14 protein-coding genes are annotated in these 13410 nt (G+C 73.1%); 6 read left to right on the top strand and 8 right to left on the bottom strand.

All coding sequences use genetic code 11. From position 1 onward, the window contains the following. Nucleotides 1-132: 132 nt before the first annotated feature. The gene (locus ACVCAG_RS43670; protein WP_447191539.1) at nucleotides 133-780 is read right to left on the bottom strand and encodes a class I SAM-dependent methyltransferase; all 648 of its coding nucleotides are present in this window, start codon (nucleotides 778-780) and stop codon (nucleotides 133-135) included. 37 nt (nucleotides 781-817) lie between these two features. On the opposite strand from ACVCAG_RS43670, the gene ACVCAG_RS43665 reads away from it, so the two are divergent. Then, nucleotides 818-1243, top strand: coding sequence for a MerR family transcriptional regulator (locus ACVCAG_RS43665; RefSeq protein WP_447191538.1), 426 nt, complete (start codon nucleotides 818-820; stop codon nucleotides 1241-1243). 158 nt (nucleotides 1244-1401) lie between these two features. Here the strand turns inward: ACVCAG_RS43665 and ACVCAG_RS43660 are convergent, their stop codons facing one another. The 3 genes from ACVCAG_RS43660 to ACVCAG_RS43650 form a co-directional block, all read right to left on the bottom strand. Next, the gene (locus tag ACVCAG_RS43660) at nucleotides 1402-2217 is read right to left on the bottom strand and encodes an isocitrate lyase/phosphoenolpyruvate mutase family protein (protein WP_440089356.1); all 816 of its coding nucleotides are present in this window, start codon (nucleotides 2215-2217) and stop codon (nucleotides 1402-1404) included. Further along, on the bottom strand, nucleotides 2214-3092 hold the full coding sequence (locus ACVCAG_RS43655; protein ID WP_447191537.1) for a cytochrome P450: 879 nt from the start codon (nucleotides 3090-3092) through the stop codon (nucleotides 2214-2216). The genes ACVCAG_RS43660 and ACVCAG_RS43655 overlap by 4 nt, the downstream gene beginning before the upstream one ends. 236 nt (nucleotides 3093-3328) lie before the next feature. Next, the gene (locus ACVCAG_RS43650; RefSeq protein ID WP_447191536.1) at nucleotides 3329-4033 is read right to left on the bottom strand and encodes a CTP synthase C-terminal region-related (seleno)protein; all 705 of its coding nucleotides are present in this window, start codon (nucleotides 4031-4033) and stop codon (nucleotides 3329-3331) included. A 77-nt stretch (nucleotides 4034-4110) separates the two neighbouring features. Between ACVCAG_RS43650 and ACVCAG_RS43645 the strand changes: the two genes are divergently transcribed. Continuing rightward, on the top strand, nucleotides 4111-5007 hold the full coding sequence (locus tag ACVCAG_RS43645) for a LysR family transcriptional regulator (protein WP_447191535.1): 897 nt from the start codon (nucleotides 4111-4113) through the stop codon (nucleotides 5005-5007). On the opposite strand, the gene ACVCAG_RS43640 is transcribed toward ACVCAG_RS43645, so the two are convergent. After that, nucleotides 4950-6305 (bottom strand): serine hydrolase, encoded by a 1356-nt coding sequence (locus ACVCAG_RS43640; RefSeq protein WP_440089351.1) that lies wholly within the window; start codon nucleotides 6303-6305, stop codon nucleotides 4950-4952. The two genes, ACVCAG_RS43645 and ACVCAG_RS43640, sit on opposite strands and share 58 nt — an antisense overlap. Nucleotides 6306-6817: 512 nt before the next feature. On the opposite strand from ACVCAG_RS43640, the gene ACVCAG_RS43635 reads away from it, so the two are divergent. After that, nucleotides 6818-7084, top strand: a complete 267-nt coding sequence (locus tag ACVCAG_RS43635; protein WP_440089349.1) for a GlsB/YeaQ/YmgE family stress response membrane protein — start codon at nucleotides 6818-6820, stop codon at nucleotides 7082-7084. 537 nt (nucleotides 7085-7621) lie between these two features. Here ACVCAG_RS43635 and ACVCAG_RS43630 read toward each other — a convergent pair. Then, a complete protein-coding gene (locus ACVCAG_RS43630) occupies nucleotides 7622-8095 on the bottom strand; it encodes a MarR family transcriptional regulator (protein ID WP_440089347.1) in 474 nt (157 codons plus the stop codon). Nucleotides 8096-8193: 98 nt separating this feature from the next. Here ACVCAG_RS43630 and ACVCAG_RS43625 point away from each other — a divergent pair, with 98 nt between their 5' ends. Then, nucleotides 8194-10947 carry an AAA family ATPase gene (locus ACVCAG_RS43625; RefSeq protein ID WP_440089345.1) on the top strand — a complete coding sequence of 918 codons (2754 nt, stop codon included), beginning with the start codon at nucleotides 8194-8196 and terminating at the stop codon, nucleotides 10945-10947. A gap of 39 nt (nucleotides 10948-10986) precedes the next feature. After that, nucleotides 10987-11457 (top strand): SRPBCC family protein, encoded by a 471-nt coding sequence (locus tag ACVCAG_RS43620; protein WP_440089344.1) that lies wholly within the window; start codon nucleotides 10987-10989, stop codon nucleotides 11455-11457. 141 nt (nucleotides 11458-11598) lie between these two features. Here the strand turns inward: ACVCAG_RS43620 and ACVCAG_RS43615 are convergent, their stop codons facing one another. Together ACVCAG_RS43615 and ACVCAG_RS43610 are read right to left on the bottom strand one after the other, a co-directional pair. Beyond that, the gene (locus ACVCAG_RS43615) at nucleotides 11599-11961 is read right to left on the bottom strand and encodes a nuclear transport factor 2 family protein (protein WP_440089342.1); all 363 of its coding nucleotides are present in this window, start codon (nucleotides 11959-11961) and stop codon (nucleotides 11599-11601) included. Between the two features lie 2 nt (nucleotides 11962-11963). Beyond that, nucleotides 11964-12275 (bottom strand): phenolic acid decarboxylase, encoded by a 312-nt coding sequence (locus ACVCAG_RS43610; RefSeq protein ID WP_440089340.1) that lies wholly within the window; start codon nucleotides 12273-12275, stop codon nucleotides 11964-11966. A gap of 199 nt (nucleotides 12276-12474) precedes the next feature. Here ACVCAG_RS43610 and ACVCAG_RS43605 point away from each other — a divergent pair, with 199 nt between their 5' ends. Then, entirely contained in the window at nucleotides 12475-13185 is a 711-nt protein-coding gene (locus ACVCAG_RS43605) for an alpha/beta fold hydrolase (protein ID WP_440089338.1), read from the top strand. Nucleotides 13186-13410 lie beyond the last annotated feature (225 nt).

Genomic DNA, 13410 nt, shown 5'->3' with positions numbered 1-13410 from the left:
GTCTTCGTGACGTTCAGCGGGGCAGACACGAGATCACCTTAGACACAGCCGGACCAGACCGCGCCACCACGGGAACCGTCACGGCCGGGTGCATCCGCGAGGACCTGGACGCCGACCGGCGTGACCTCGCGATCACCGCCGGGTCGGATTGTCGGCGAGCACACAGGCCACGGGTGGGTCGAGCTCAAGGGTCTCGACCCGGAGACGGGTGAAGCCGGCCTGGGTGAGCATGTCCTGGAGCTCCTGGGCGGCCCGGGCCGTGGTGTCGCGGGTGGCACCGGGGCAGCGGGGCTGGCTGACGAGCGCGATGCGTCCCGCGGGGCGGAGCAGGCGACGCAGCTCGCGAAGCCGATCCACCGGGTCGGGCCAGAACCCCACGGAGTTGACGGCGAGGATGGCATCGAGCGGATCGCCGAAGCTCGGCAACCGCTCCACGGAGGCATGCGTGAGGTGCACGCGGCGGGCGCGGACGGCGGCGGCGTTACGACGGGTGGCCTGGCGGACCATGGCCTGCGAGTGGTCGACGCCGAAGACGTGGCCCCGGGTGGCGCGGCGGGCGGACTCGGCGATGGCGACGCCGGGACCGAAGCCGATCTCGAGCACCCGGTCGGTGGGCCGCACGTCCAGCAACGACACCGCCCAGATGTTGCGCTGCCGGTTGGAGGAGCGATGAGCGAACATCCAGCCGACCGCCCACCCGATGGCGCCCCGGGGGTGGTGCGCCTGGCGGACCAGGCTTCTGAGCGCGCGTTGCTTGAGAGATGTACCTGTTGTCTGCATGATCGCAGTCAACGGCTTCAAGTACGCTTGAAGTCAAATGGATGAGCAACTGACGATCGGTGAGCTGGCGAGCCGCACCGGTGTCGCCACCTCCGCCCTGCGTTACTGGGAGGAGCTCGGCCTGCTCCCGGTACCGGCCAGGGTCTCGGGCCAGCGGCGCTATCCGCCATCGGCGGTCGGCCTGGTCGGTGTGGTCGTGTTGCTGAGAGATGTCGGTTTCACGTTGCGAGAGATCAAAGCTTTCATCGCGTCTCGTTCGCCGGCCGGCGACGGCTGGCGGGAGCTGTACCGGCGCAAGCTCGCCGAGCTGGATCAACGGATCGCCCAGGCTCAGGTGGCACGTACCGCCATCGCCCATGGCTTGGCCTGCCCGCACGAGGACATCTTCGAGTGCCCCAACTTCGCCGGCGGGGTCGCGGCGCTCCTGGCGGGATCTTCTCTCGAAGAGGCTCATTCGCACTGACCTTCCGTCGAGACGGGCGGCCTCACCGCCGGCCTCGCTGCCGGTGCGCGAGATCATCACGGATGACGGCTCGGACCGGCTCGCCGAACGGGCGGGTGTCACCGAGGCCACGGCGCCGTGGTCGGCCCGGTCCCCGCCGGGTCACCCCGGACCGGGCGTCAGCGGTGACTCGTTCCGCGCGTGCCGTCGCCGGTGCGCGAGCCGTACCGGTGCAGCGCCTCGACCTGCTCGTAGGAGGGCACATCGCCGGTGACCGGTTCGCCCCGGGCCACCGCCAGCGCCGTGGTGACGGCCGCGCGCAACGCCGCGCGAAACAGCAGCGACCCGTAACTGAGGCGGGCCACGCCCAGCTCGGCCAGCCGTCGCACCGGCACGCCGGGCTGGACGAGCACGTTCAGCGGCACCCCGGCCCCGCCCACCAGCGCCTCGATGTCCCGTTCGGCGCTCGCGCCCGGCACGAAGACCCCGTCGGCCCCCGCCCCCGCGTAAGCCCGGGCCCTTTCCAGCGCCAGCGCCCGGGCGCCGGGCAGGCCCAGCCAGAACGCGTCGGTACGCGCGTTGAGGAACACCTCCGGAACCCGCCGCTTGACCACCGCGACCAGTTCCGCCTGTGCCGGGACATCGGCCAGGCGGTCACCACGCCCGTCTTCCAGGTTGATCCCCGCCACTCCCAGCCCCGCCAGCTCCGCCACCAGGTCGGCGACCTGGCCGGGCGCCTCGGCGAACCCCGCCTCGATGTCCACCGTCACCGGGATCCCCAGCCCCGTTATCGTCCGGGCCAGCGTCAGCGTCTCCTCCCGCGTCGCCCGTCCGGCGTCCGGCTTGCCCGCCGCGGCGGCCACCCCCAGGCTCGTCGTCCCGATCGCGGCGAACCCCGCCTCCGCCAGGGCCGCCGCGGAGGCGTGATCCCACGCGCAGGGAAGCAGCAGCGGCTCGTCCGCGTGGTGCAGCGCCCTGAACCGCGCGAACGTCATCGGGTCGCCGCCTCGATCGTCCCGGCCGCCAGGGCCAGCGCGACCTGCCTGCCCGGGCAGGCGCGCGGTCCCGCTCCGAACGTCAGAAACTCCGGTTCGTCTCCCGTACGCGCGAGGTCCGGGCCGCGGGGCGTCTCGGGATCCCGGCCGGCCGCCGCGACGTCGAGCACCACGGTCCTCCCGTCGCCGGGCGCCCTGCGGCGCAGTGTCCGGACCGGAGGATCGTGGCGCAGGGCCTCGTCCAGCAGTTCCCGCGCCGTCCACGCCCCGGCCGTACGCGGCTCCCCGCCCCCGTCCCCGGCTCCGGCCGCGAACCGTGCCGGTGCGGCGGCCAGGGCACCGCGGACCAGACCGGTCATCGGACCGTACGCCTGGGCGAGCAGTCCCGCCACCACGGCCAGCCGCTCCGGAGCCGGGTCGCCCAGCAGGCGCGAGAGCCGCACCAGCCCCGCGTCGGCCGCGGCGACATCCGTCTCATCGGGCCCGGCCCCAGGCCCTGGCAGGTAGGCCGGGGCGATCGCCGCGACGGCCTCCACGGCATCCGGCCCGTCCCCGGCCCGCACCCCCAGGGCGACGGCCAGGACCAGCACCGGAACCGGCTCCGGTGGACAGGGATGACCGCCGGTGTCCCGCGAGGCGAGCCGGAACGCCTCGGCGCGCAGCGCGTCCGGGTCCAGCCCGGCCAGCGCCGCCTCTCCCGCGGCCCTGCGCTCGGCGTGCAGGGCTCCCTCGGCGAAGCGGCCGACCGCTCCGCGCAGCCATGCCACGGTCAGCGCGAACGGCGGGCGCGGCACGGGTTCGACGGTGAAGCGGGGGTCGGCCAGCACGGCCCGTATCTCGGCGGGGCGGCTCAGGACCAGCGGATCGGATGTCATCGGTTCTCCCTGGGGTGGAGATCTCCCCCTTCGGGCGAAGGGGGAGGCGTGGGACCGCCACGCTCTCCGACGGGGACGCGCGGTGTGGCGCCCCGTGGCTCGGCGATGTTCGAAAGGCTAGGCACCGGACGCTTCGGCACCTGCCGAAGCGTCCACGCGAGCCGTCCGCGCGAAACGTCGATGCGAAACGTCGGCGAGACGCGGCCGGCGGCTTTCCGCTCGGCGTTCCGCGGGGGTCACGCTCGCGCGGACGAGGCGGCGCGGGTGACGCAGGCCGAGGCGAAGGCGGCGATGACCGGGTGCGGGCGGCTGCCGTCTCCGGCCAGTTCCGGCTGGAAGAGGGTGGCCAGGAAGAACGGATGGCCCGGCAGCTCCAGGACCCGTACCAGCCCCGCATCGTCGTGGCCGGTGAAGCGCAGCCCGCCCGCCTCCAGTACGGGCACGTAGTCGGCGTTGAGCCCGAAGGCGCAGGAGTATCTCTCCACGGTCCTCTCGGCGCCGACGATCTTCTCGGCCAGCGATCCCGGCGTCAGCCGGACGGCGTCCTCGTGACCCGCCAGCGAGCACGCCAGCGGCAGCAGCAGCAGGTCCTCGGCACCCGGGTCGTTCTCGGCGTGCGCGACGGGCAGGCCCAGGACGTTGCGCGCGTACTCCAGCAGGGTGTGCTGGAAGCCCCCGCAGGTGCCCAGGAACGGGATGCCGTGCTCGCGGGCGGTGCGGGCGGCGTTCACCGCACCGGCCTCGCTGCGGTACGGGCTGCCGGGCACCATCCAGACGCCGTCGAACCCCTCGAGGCCGGTGGCCTCGGTGGTGGGGATCCAGTAGGCGTCCAGCGCAAGCCCGTCGCGCTCGCGCAGCGCCTCCAGCAGTACGGGGATGCGGGCATGGGATCGGACGGACGGTGACTTGTCGCCCACCAGGGCGATCCTCGCGGTGGTCATGTCCCGATCCTGGCGCCGGCCACCGGGTAAGCGCCAACGATGATCCCTGGTGATTCGATAAGCGATACTGATGCACCGTGGATCCGCACCTGCTGCGCACGTTCGTCACCGTCGCCGACCGGCGGTCCTTCTCCGCCGCCGCCACCGAACTCGGCTACACCCAGTCGGCGGTCTCACAGCAGATCGCCGCGCTGGAGGCCGACCTGGGGCTGGCGCTGCTGCACCGCCGCCCGGTGGCGCCCACCCGGGCGGGGGAGCGCCTGCTGGAACACGCCGGGTCGCTGCTGCTGCGCCACCGGGCCGCCCGCGCGGACGTGCTGCGCGCCGCGGCGGGACCGGCCGGGCGGCTGGCGGTGGCCGCCTCCCCGCTGGCCTGCACCCCGGCGATCGTGCGGAGCCTGTCCCCGGGATGCGGGCTGCGCACCGTCGCCCGCGAGCGCGTCGCCGGGGAGGTCGCCTCGGGCGCGGCCGGTCTCGGCCTGGTCGACGGGATCGCCGCCCCCAGCGACCCGCTGCGGCTGCCCGACGTGGGACCGCTGTCAGGCTTCGGGATCGTCGAGGAGGAACTGGTGGTGGTCCTGCCCGGCGGCCACCCGCTCTCGCACCGGCGCGGCCTGGACCTGGCCGATCTGACCGACGCCCTGTGGCTGCGGGCGCCGGTCGCCGTACCGGTGGAGCGGCTGCGCGAGCTGGCCGGCGGAGGCGGGTTTCGCGCCGGGTTCCGCTACGACGGCGAGGACGTGCGCACGGTGCTGAACCTGGCCGCCGCCGGGCACGGGCTGGTCCTGCTGCCCGCGTCCGTGGCGGTCGCGGCGGCCGGGGCGGTGCGGGGGGTGCCGCTGGGCTCGCCGCGCGTGGTGCACCGGGTGGAGGTCCTGTACGCCGAGGCCACCGGCCCGGCCGCAGCGCTCGCCGCTCAGCTGCGCCAGCCGCCCTCGTCCACCCCGCCGGGCACCTCCGCCTCCGGGTCGTAGGGGGTGCGGGTGAAGACGAAGGTGTTGAGGTCCAGGTGGCTGGGCGTGCCGTCGGGCCTGCGGACCACCCGCAGGGTCTCGCCCGCGTAGTAGCCGTCCAGCCCCAGCCAGGTCCCGTCGGCCTGGGCGGTGAACCGCGAGGCCCGTCCCGTGCCGCCGATCGGGTTGAGGGAGACCCCGCCCTCGGGCAGCAGCCGCAGCGCGTACGCGCTGGGTCCCCAGTACCACGGGCCGGTCAGTTCCAGCAGGCCCGCGGTGTCGGCGACGGGCTCCCACTCGGCGGGCAGGCGCGGCTCGTGCTTGTCGAGGATCGCCAGCAGGTCGGTCAGCAGGCTCCGGCTGACGCCCGCGGTGGAGTTGGCGGTGAACAGCACGCCGACCTTGTCGGACGGGTCGGCCCACACCGTGGCCAGGAAGCCCGGCATGGAGCCGCTGTGACCGGCCAGGCGGCGGCCGCCCGCGCGGGCCAGCTGCAGGCCCAGGCCGAACCCGCTGGTCCAGGCGTCACCGTCGTCGACGGTCGCGGGCTCGCGCATCTCCGCCACGGTGTCCGGGGCGAGCACGTCCCCGGTGTCCCCGGCCACGAACGCCGCCCAGCGGGCGAGGTCGGCGGGGGTGGACCACAGCTGCCCGGCCGGGGCCATGGCGACCGCGTCGTGCTCGGGCTCTGGCAGCAGCACGTCCGCCCAGGGGTGCACGGCGTAGCCGGTGGCGTGCGGGGCGCGCGGTCGCGCGGTGGTGTCGCGCATGCCCAGGGGCAGCAGGATCTCCTCCTGCACGGCCTGCGCCCAGCTCACGCCGCGGTGGCGGGCCACCAGCTCGCCCAGCAGGGCGAAGCCCACGTTGGAGTAGTGGAAGCGGCGTCCCGGCCGGTGCTTGGCCGTCTCGGGGCCGAGCCCGGCGACGAGATCGGTGATCGGCACGCCCGGAGTCCGCTCCCACCACGGCCCCGGGGACTCGGCGCTCAGCCCCGAGGTGTGCGACAGCAACTGGGCGACGGTCACCTCGCCGACCCGGAGGTCGGGAATGTGCTTGCCGACCGGGTCGAGCAGGTCCACCTTCCCCTCGTCGCGCAGGCGCATCACCACGGCGGCGACCAGGCTCTTGGTGATCGAGCCGATGCGGTACTGGGTGACGGGTGTGGGGGCGATCCCCTCCACCCGGCCCCGCGCGCCGAACCAGGCGAGTTCTCCGTCGCGCACCACCGCGGCGGTCAGCGAGGGCAGGCGTCCCTGGGCCTGCTCCACCGCGATCCTGCGCAGCAGCGCGCGAGCCGTACTCTCCAGAACCGGGGACATCACATGGCTCCTCATCCGACACGAAACCCAACGCGAAAAGTGTCCCCAGGTTAGTGCCGTCCGGGCCGGGAGAGCATCGGCGGCGACCCGGCGGGGGTGGGTGAGGGCCGGCCGCCGGGTCGCCCGGGTGATCGGCGCGTACCGGCGGTGGCGGCGTCCGGCCGCCGGGACCGGCGGCTCCACGCGTCGCCGGTCCCGCTTGAGCGAGATCATTCGAGGGCCGGGCCGGATCGGTGCGATCGCGCATCGCGCGGCGGCCCTGTCATCGACATATCTTGTCAGGACATGTTCGGATGATCCTTTTTCGGGGAAGGTGCTGGACAGGCGGTGAACTCCACCCCGCGGCCGTCTGCGCCGTGCTGGGCCCGTTTCCGGGGGAGCGCGCCCCGCGATCGGTTCGATCACCCGATAAAGGCAGGTCATCGGCGTATACAGGATGTCAAGATCATGTCAACAGGGACATCCTAGGCTCGCCGTCGACAGTTGAGACCTGCCCGAACAGGGAGATCACCATGATCACGTTCATTATCAGCGCCATCATCGTCGGTGCGATCACCGGCGGCATCGGCCGGCTGCTGATTCCGGGCCGCCAGGACATCGGGTGGGTTCCCACCATCCTCGCGGGCATCGTGGCCGCCCTCGCCGGCACCGCCATCGCCCACCTGCTGGGCTTCGCGGACAGGACGTTGCTGACCTTCGTGGTGCAGATCGTCATGGCCGTCATCTGCGTGAGCGTCGTTTCCAACATGCAGGCCAAGAAGAGGAGCAGCAAGGCCTGAACCTCACGGAACGCGGGCCGACAGGCCCGCCTCCGAGCGTGGACGACGCGGGTCACCATGCCGCACGAGGGGGTCCCACCCTCGCGGGGGCGTGGGAGGCCGGCGAGGAGTCCGGAACCGATCAGCGCCGACCGGCGCGAGTCGGAACCGGACTCTCGGCGTGTCCGCGCACCGTGCGTCCGCTCCGAACGGCGCGGGACATGGCGCGGGACGCCGCCGGGCTACGGGCCGCCCGGCGGCGGGAGCGGGCATCACACCGATCATCCTGTGCGAGTGGTCTGCCGGTCCCGCGACGCGGGACCGGCAGACCACTCGCACCGCCACCCGGGTCGATCGGCGGACCAGGCCGTGATCTTGTGGTCGGCCGCCTGCCGGGGAGGTGCCCCGGGTGAGGCGGGTGACCACTTTGCAATTTAGTCCATTTTAATGATAGTAATTTTTTTTACTATACGACTGAGGCGATCATGAGTCATGTCGTCACGGACCTGCGGTCAGGTCTCGCCGATGCCGACCTTGGACTTCGTCACGGACCGCTGATCAGTCCTCGCCGACGGAGCGGAGGTGGCTGCGCTGGTGCTCGGTGATATCGGTGAGCATGCGCTTGAACTCGTCGTAGCTCTTTTGCCCGAGGCGCCGCGCGTGCCGCTGCTGGATGGCGGTCATGATGGTGTCGGCGGCGCGCATCTGGGACAGGCCGCGTTCGGTGGGACAGATCAGCTTCGCTCGGCGGTCGCTTGGATCGGGCCGTCGCTCGACGTAACCCAGAGCCTCCAGCTCGTCGATCAGTACCCCGATGATCTGCTTGGACTGGCCCGACAGCCGCGACAGTTCGGTGGCCCGGACGCCGTCCGGATCCAGGTACGCGAGCACGGCGCCGTGCCGGTGCCTGAGGTCGTCGAACCCTTGCCCGGCGAGGGTGATGAAGAGTTCGTGTTGCACCGCGAACAGGAGCCGTCCGGACAGCACGCCGAGGTCGGGGTCCGTCGCGTTGCGCTCCGCCCGGGTGACCATCCGCCGCACTCCTGTCCTGGCCGACCTTGCCGTCAAGACCTTATCGACCTGCTCGGACGGTACGTGCCGAGCCCACCGCTTTTCTGGAGGATCAGGCAGTGGAATTGATCGGTCGCGAGGAGGACATCAGCTCGATCCGGGCTTTCTTCGACGGCGCCGGGGTGCGCGGCGGCGCGCTGCTCGTCGTCGGTGAGGCCGGAGTCGGCAAGACCGCGTTACTCGACGAGTTCGCGGCCGGCGAGGCGGAACGCGGCGCCCGCGTCCTGCGGGCCGCCGGCGTGCAGTTCGAGGCGGGGATCAACTACTCCACGCTCAACCAGCTGCTGTTCCCGCTCGGCGACGAGATGGCTTCGCTCGGTCCCGACCACCGCACCGCGCTGCGCTGCGCGCTCGGCTTCGAGATCGGGCCGGTACCGGACCGGCTCGTCGTGGCGAACGCGGCGTTGCTGTGGCTGCGAGCCGTCGCGGCCGAGACGCCGGTCCTGGTCCTCGTCGACGACCTCCACTGGGTGGACCGGACCAGCGCGGAGGTGCTCGGCTTCGTCGCCCGCCGCCTGGTCGGCAGCCCGATCGTCTTCCTGGTGGCCTGCCGGTCGGGTGAGCGCGGCTTCTTCCGCGACAGCGGGCTGACCGAACTGGCCCTCTCTCCGCTGCCGGCTCCGGCGGCGCGAACCCTGGTGGACCGCCGCTTCCCGGAGCTCGCGCCGGCGGTGCGGCGGCGGCTGCTCACCGAGGCCGCGGGCAACCCGCTGGCGCTGCTGGAACTGCCGTCCGCGCTGGACGGCGACCAGCGAGCGGACTTCACCACGTTGCCCGACGTCCTGCCACTGTCCGAGCGGCTGCAGGCGATGTACACCGCCCGGGTGCGCGGCCTGCCGGAGCGGTGCCGGCTGATGATGCTGCTCGGCGCGCTCGGCGGCACCACCGACCTGGCCCGCCTGCGGACAGCCGGCGGCGCCACCTGTGACCTCGACGACCTGGCCCCGGCGGAGGGGGACCGGCTGGTGCGGCTGAACGCGCACCGGCTGACGTTCCGGCACCCGCTGGTCGGGGCGGCGGTGGTCGAGGCGTCCACGGAACGGGAACGGCGCTGGGCGCACGGCACGCTGGCGGAGGTCGTCGACGCCCCGGAGCGTCGCGTCCGCCACCTCGCCGAGTCGGCGGTGGGGCCCGACGAGGAGATCGCCGCCCAGCTCGAGGCCACGGCGCAGGTCCTGCTTCGGCAGGGGGACGCGCTCGCCGCGGTCACCACGCTGACCCGGGCCGCGGAGCTCAGCCCCGAGCCGGCCGGCCGGAGCCGACGGCTCGCCGCGGCGGCCTACATCGGCGCGGACGCCGGCGGGGAACTGGTGACCGCGAGCCGGCTGCTGGGCGACGCGCGGCGGGGCGGATCCCTGGAAACCCACTCGCTGCCCGCGGCGGCCGCGACCGCGCACCTGCTGATCAACTCCGACGGAGACGTGACCACCGCGCATCGGCTGCTGGCCGGCGCGATCGAGGCCGGCGACCACGGCTTCGCCGCGGGCGACGCCGACCTCGTCGAGGCCCTGCTCAACCTGCTGCTGATCAGCTGGTACGTGGGCACCGAACAGGCCTGGCACACCTTCCACGACCTGGTCGGCCGGCTGACGCCGGAACCGCCGCCGCTGCTGCGGGTGAACGCGGCCGTGTTCTCCGACCCCGCGCGGGCCGGCGCTGACGACGTCGCCGCCCTCGACGCGCTGATCGACACCGTCGGCACCGGCGAGGACCCCACCCGCCTCATCCGCATCGGCACCGCCGCGGTCTTCGCCGACCGCCTTCCCCGGCTGCGCGGCCCGGAACGGCATCTCGCCCAGACGCGCGGGGACGGCAAGGGGCCGGCCCGCCGCCACCTCGGCGCACTCATGCACCTGGGCCTCGACGGCTTCGCCGCGGGCCGCTGGGACGAGGCGCGGACGATGGCCGACGAAGGCCTCGCCGTCTGCGCCGAACACGGGTTCCGCTTCTTCCACTGGTACTTCCACTACGTTCACGCGCTCGTGGCGGCGGGGTCCGGAGAGGTCGAGGCGGCCCGGCGGCTGACCGACGAGATGAACCGGTGGGCCATCGCCCACCAGGCCACCGGGGTCACGTACTTCGCGGCGCAGGCCCGGGCGCTCGCCGAGATCGGCGCGGGTGAGCACGAGGCGGCCTACCAGAACGCGGCGCGGGTCAGCCCGCCGGGCCGGCTGGCGCCCTACCGGCCGACCGCGTTGTGGGCGGGCCTGGACCTCGTCGAAGCCGGCCTGCACACCGGGCGCCGGGCCGAGGCGGCGGCGCACGCGGCCGCGCTGAGCGAGGCGGGCCTGGGCACGCTGTCGCCGCGTCTGTGCCTGCTGAGCACCGCGGCGGCCGCCTTGACGGCGGACGACGAGACGGCACGTGACCTGTTCGAGGCGGCGCTGTCCGTGCGGGATCCGGAACAGTGGCCCTTCGACGTGGCCCGGGTACGCCTGGCTTACGGCGAACGCCTGCGCCGGCTGCGCGACACCGGCGCGGCCCGTGAGCAGCTCACCCTGGCGCACGAGGCCCTGGCGGCGCTGGGCGCCGTTCCGTGGCGGGACCGTGCCGCCAACGAGCTGCGGGCGACCGGGCTGACCCGGCGTCCGGCCTCGGACACCCGGTCGCCGTTGACGCCGCAGGAGCGTGAGATCGCCGAGCTGGCGGGCGCGGGGCTGACCAACAAGCAGATCGGGCAAAGGCTGTTCATCTCCCACCGGACGGTCGGCGACCACCTGTACAAGATCTTTCCCAAGCTGGGCATCACGTCGCGTGCCGCGCTCCGGGACGCGCTCAACGCCTATGACCGGTCGGACAGGACAGTCATGTGACGGGTGCTGGGCGCGGCGGCGCGCGCGACCCTGGAAGACATGAGCGCAGAACCGCACCCCGGCGTCCACTGGCCCCCGGGCTGGGGCCCGGACCGCTGTGACAGCTTCGTCAGCCACGAACGCCGCGTGGCGGCCCCGGCCGTCGCCGTCTTCGCCCATCTGGTCGCCGTCGAGATGTGGCCGAGCTGGCAGCGGGAGGTCGACCGCACGGAGGTCTCCGGCGAGCTCGCCGTCGGCGGCCGCTTCGTGGTCGTGACGCCACCGCACGTGCTGGACGGGATCGTCGGCGAGCTGGTCCGCCCGACCCGCTTCGGCTGGGCCGCGGTGAGCGACGAGCTGAGCTTCTACCAGTCGTGGCTCCTGCTGGAGGAGCCGGACGGCGGCACGCTGGCGATCTTCGAGGAGGCGTCCCGCGGACCGGCGGCGTTGTTGCGGGCGGGCGGCCGGGCCGAGCTGGCGCGCAGCTGGGTGGACGCCCTACCGCCGGTCGAGGGGGAGCGGCCCGGCTGAGTTCGCCGCGCCGTGTGCCGGCGACCGGGGTGGCCCGGTCGCCGGCACACGGCGCGGCACGAGGTCGATCGGCACCGAAGTGAACCGAAGTGACCTGTGCGGGCGCCTCGTACCGTTGGTCGCGCTCACATCCTCACGCCCTCACACCATCGCGTTGCCGCTGAGCGTCTTGTCCGCCGGGACGTACGGCTGCACCACGTCCCAGTGCTCGACGATGCGGCCGTTCTCGAAGCGGAAGATGTCCACGATCGCCGCGTCCCCCTCCGGGATCCAGCCGCTCACCCGGCTGTGCGCGATCACGTAGTCACCGTCCTCGAAGATGCGTTCCGGGTTCCAGCTGAAGCCCTCGAGCGACGGCACCGCCGCGCGCAGCCCGGCGAGGCCGTTGGGCAGGTTCGGGCTGTGCTGCACGTACGGCTCGGCCCAGTAGCGATCCAGCGCCGTCACGTCCTTGTCCTCGAACAGCTCGCGCATGGCGGTGCGGAGGATCTCCTTGTTCGACATCGTCAGACCTCCGTGAAAGTGCCGGCCAGGCGGTAGAGCCGCCCGTCGAGGGTCACGGTCGAATGCACGACGGAGTGCTCCAGGTCCTCCACGTGGACCACGGTCGCACCGGTGGCCTCCTGCCAGGAGACCAGGTAGACCCGCGGGCGGATCTCGGTGATCTCCACCTCGACGGTCTCGGTGTGACCGTCGGCCACCATCGCGGCGCCCGACGTGACCACGAAGGTCATCTTCGAATCCGTGTCGTAGGTCAGCTTCACCTTCAGCCGGGCGAGGTCGGCGGCGAATGTCCGGCCGACGAGTTCTGTGGTCATGGCCCTTGCCCCTTGCTGCGCGTCGCGTTCGTCTTGACGGGAACCATCGTCGAGGCGAGGCCGGTGGGCAACGCCTGTCAGATGACTGCGGCCGTGACGGTGACCGTCGGGACGACGGTCATCTGACAGGTGCTGTTCGCGGGCGTCCTGCCGACCATGGTTTCCGTCAGCACGAACGAGAGACCTTTCGGAGGAAGCCATGGCCACGAACAAGAAGCCGACCATCGTCCTGGTGCACGGGGCGTTCGCGCAGTCGGGCGGCTGGGGCCCGGTCGCCGAGCGGCTGCAGGCCGCCGGGCACCAGGTCATCGCGGCGCCCAACCCGCTGCGCTCGGTGGCTTACGACGCGGCGCAGGTGCGTGCGCTGGTGGACACGATCGAGGGCCCGGTCGTCCTGGTCGGGCACTCCTACGGCGGGATGGTGATCAGCAAGGCCGCCGCCGGGGCCGAGAACGTCTCCGCTCTGGTCTACATCGCGGCGTTCGCTCCGGAGGCGGGCGAGAGCGGGGCGAGCCTGTCCGGGAAGTTCCCCGGCAGCACCCTTGCCGAGACGCTGCGGCCGGTGCCGCTGCCGGACGGCAACCAGGACATGTACGTCGCGCAGGAGCTCTACCGAAACCAGTTCGCGGCCGACGTGCCCGAGGAGACGACGCGGGTGATGGCCGCGACCCAGCGGCCGATCACCGCCGCCGCGCTGAACGAAGCCGCCGAGGGCCCGCAGGCGTGGACGGAGCTGCCCGGCTTCTTCCTGATCGCCGAGGCGGACAGGAACATCCCGGCCGCCGCGCACCACTTCATGGCCGAGCGCGCCGGCGGCGAGGTCGTCAGCATCGCGGGCGCCTCCCACGCGGTGTTCGCCTCCCACCCTGACGAGGTCGCCGGCCTCGTCCTGCGGGCCGCCGACGTCTGAGCGCCACCCGGAGACCATCACCTCACCCGACACGGCACCGCCACCGCCGGCGGTGCCGTCGGCCCGGTCCGCGTCGCCCGCGGCCGTCGCCCCCGGAGGACATCATGACCGGCACCCTCGTCCATCGCCACGCACCGGCCGAAGCGCCCGCCCCCCGACCGGCGCCGGAGAGGCTTCCGCCGACCACGCTCGCCATCGGCTTCGGCCTCGCCGGTCTCGCCGAGG

Source organism: Streptosporangium sp. G12, assembly GCF_052983175.1.
Note: the sequence above shows the minus strand (reverse complement) of the source record. Positions and strands in the feature narration are given on the sequence as shown.

Excerpts from the sequence above, each read along its gene's own strand:
- ACVCAG_RS43670 (WP_447191539.1), bottom strand. The coding sequence starts at position 780 with ATGCAGACAACAGGTACATCTCTCAAGCAACGCGCGCTCAGAAGCCTG.
- ACVCAG_RS43665 (WP_447191538.1), top strand. The coding sequence starts at position 818 with ATGGATGAGCAACTGACGATCGGTGAGCTGGCGAGCCGCACCGGTGTC.
- ACVCAG_RS43660 (WP_440089356.1), bottom strand. The coding sequence starts at position 2,217 with ATGACGTTCGCGCGGTTCAGGGCGCTGCACCACGCGGACGAGCCGCTG.
- ACVCAG_RS43655 (WP_447191537.1), bottom strand. The coding sequence starts at position 3,092 with ATGACATCCGATCCGCTGGTCCTGAGCCGCCCCGCCGAGATACGGGCC.
- ACVCAG_RS43650 (WP_447191536.1), bottom strand. The coding sequence starts at position 4,033 with ATGACCACCGCGAGGATCGCCCTGGTGGGCGACAAGTCACCGTCCGTC.
- ACVCAG_RS43640 (WP_440089351.1), bottom strand. The coding sequence starts at position 6,305 with ATGTCCCCGGTTCTGGAGAGTACGGCTCGCGCGCTGCTGCGCAGGATC.
- ACVCAG_RS43635 (WP_440089349.1), top strand. The coding sequence starts at position 6,818 with ATGATCACGTTCATTATCAGCGCCATCATCGTCGGTGCGATCACCGGC.
- ACVCAG_RS43630 (WP_440089347.1), bottom strand. The coding sequence starts at position 8,095 with ATGGTCACCCGGGCGGAGCGCAACGCGACGGACCCCGACCTCGGCGTG.
- ACVCAG_RS43620 (WP_440089344.1), top strand. The coding sequence starts at position 10,987 with ATGAGCGCAGAACCGCACCCCGGCGTCCACTGGCCCCCGGGCTGGGGC.
- ACVCAG_RS43615 (WP_440089342.1), bottom strand. The coding sequence starts at position 11,961 with ATGTCGAACAAGGAGATCCTCCGCACCGCCATGCGCGAGCTGTTCGAG.
- ACVCAG_RS43610 (WP_440089340.1), bottom strand. The coding sequence starts at position 12,275 with ATGACCACAGAACTCGTCGGCCGGACATTCGCCGCCGACCTCGCCCGG.
- ACVCAG_RS43605 (WP_440089338.1), top strand. The coding sequence starts at position 12,475 with ATGGCCACGAACAAGAAGCCGACCATCGTCCTGGTGCACGGGGCGTTC.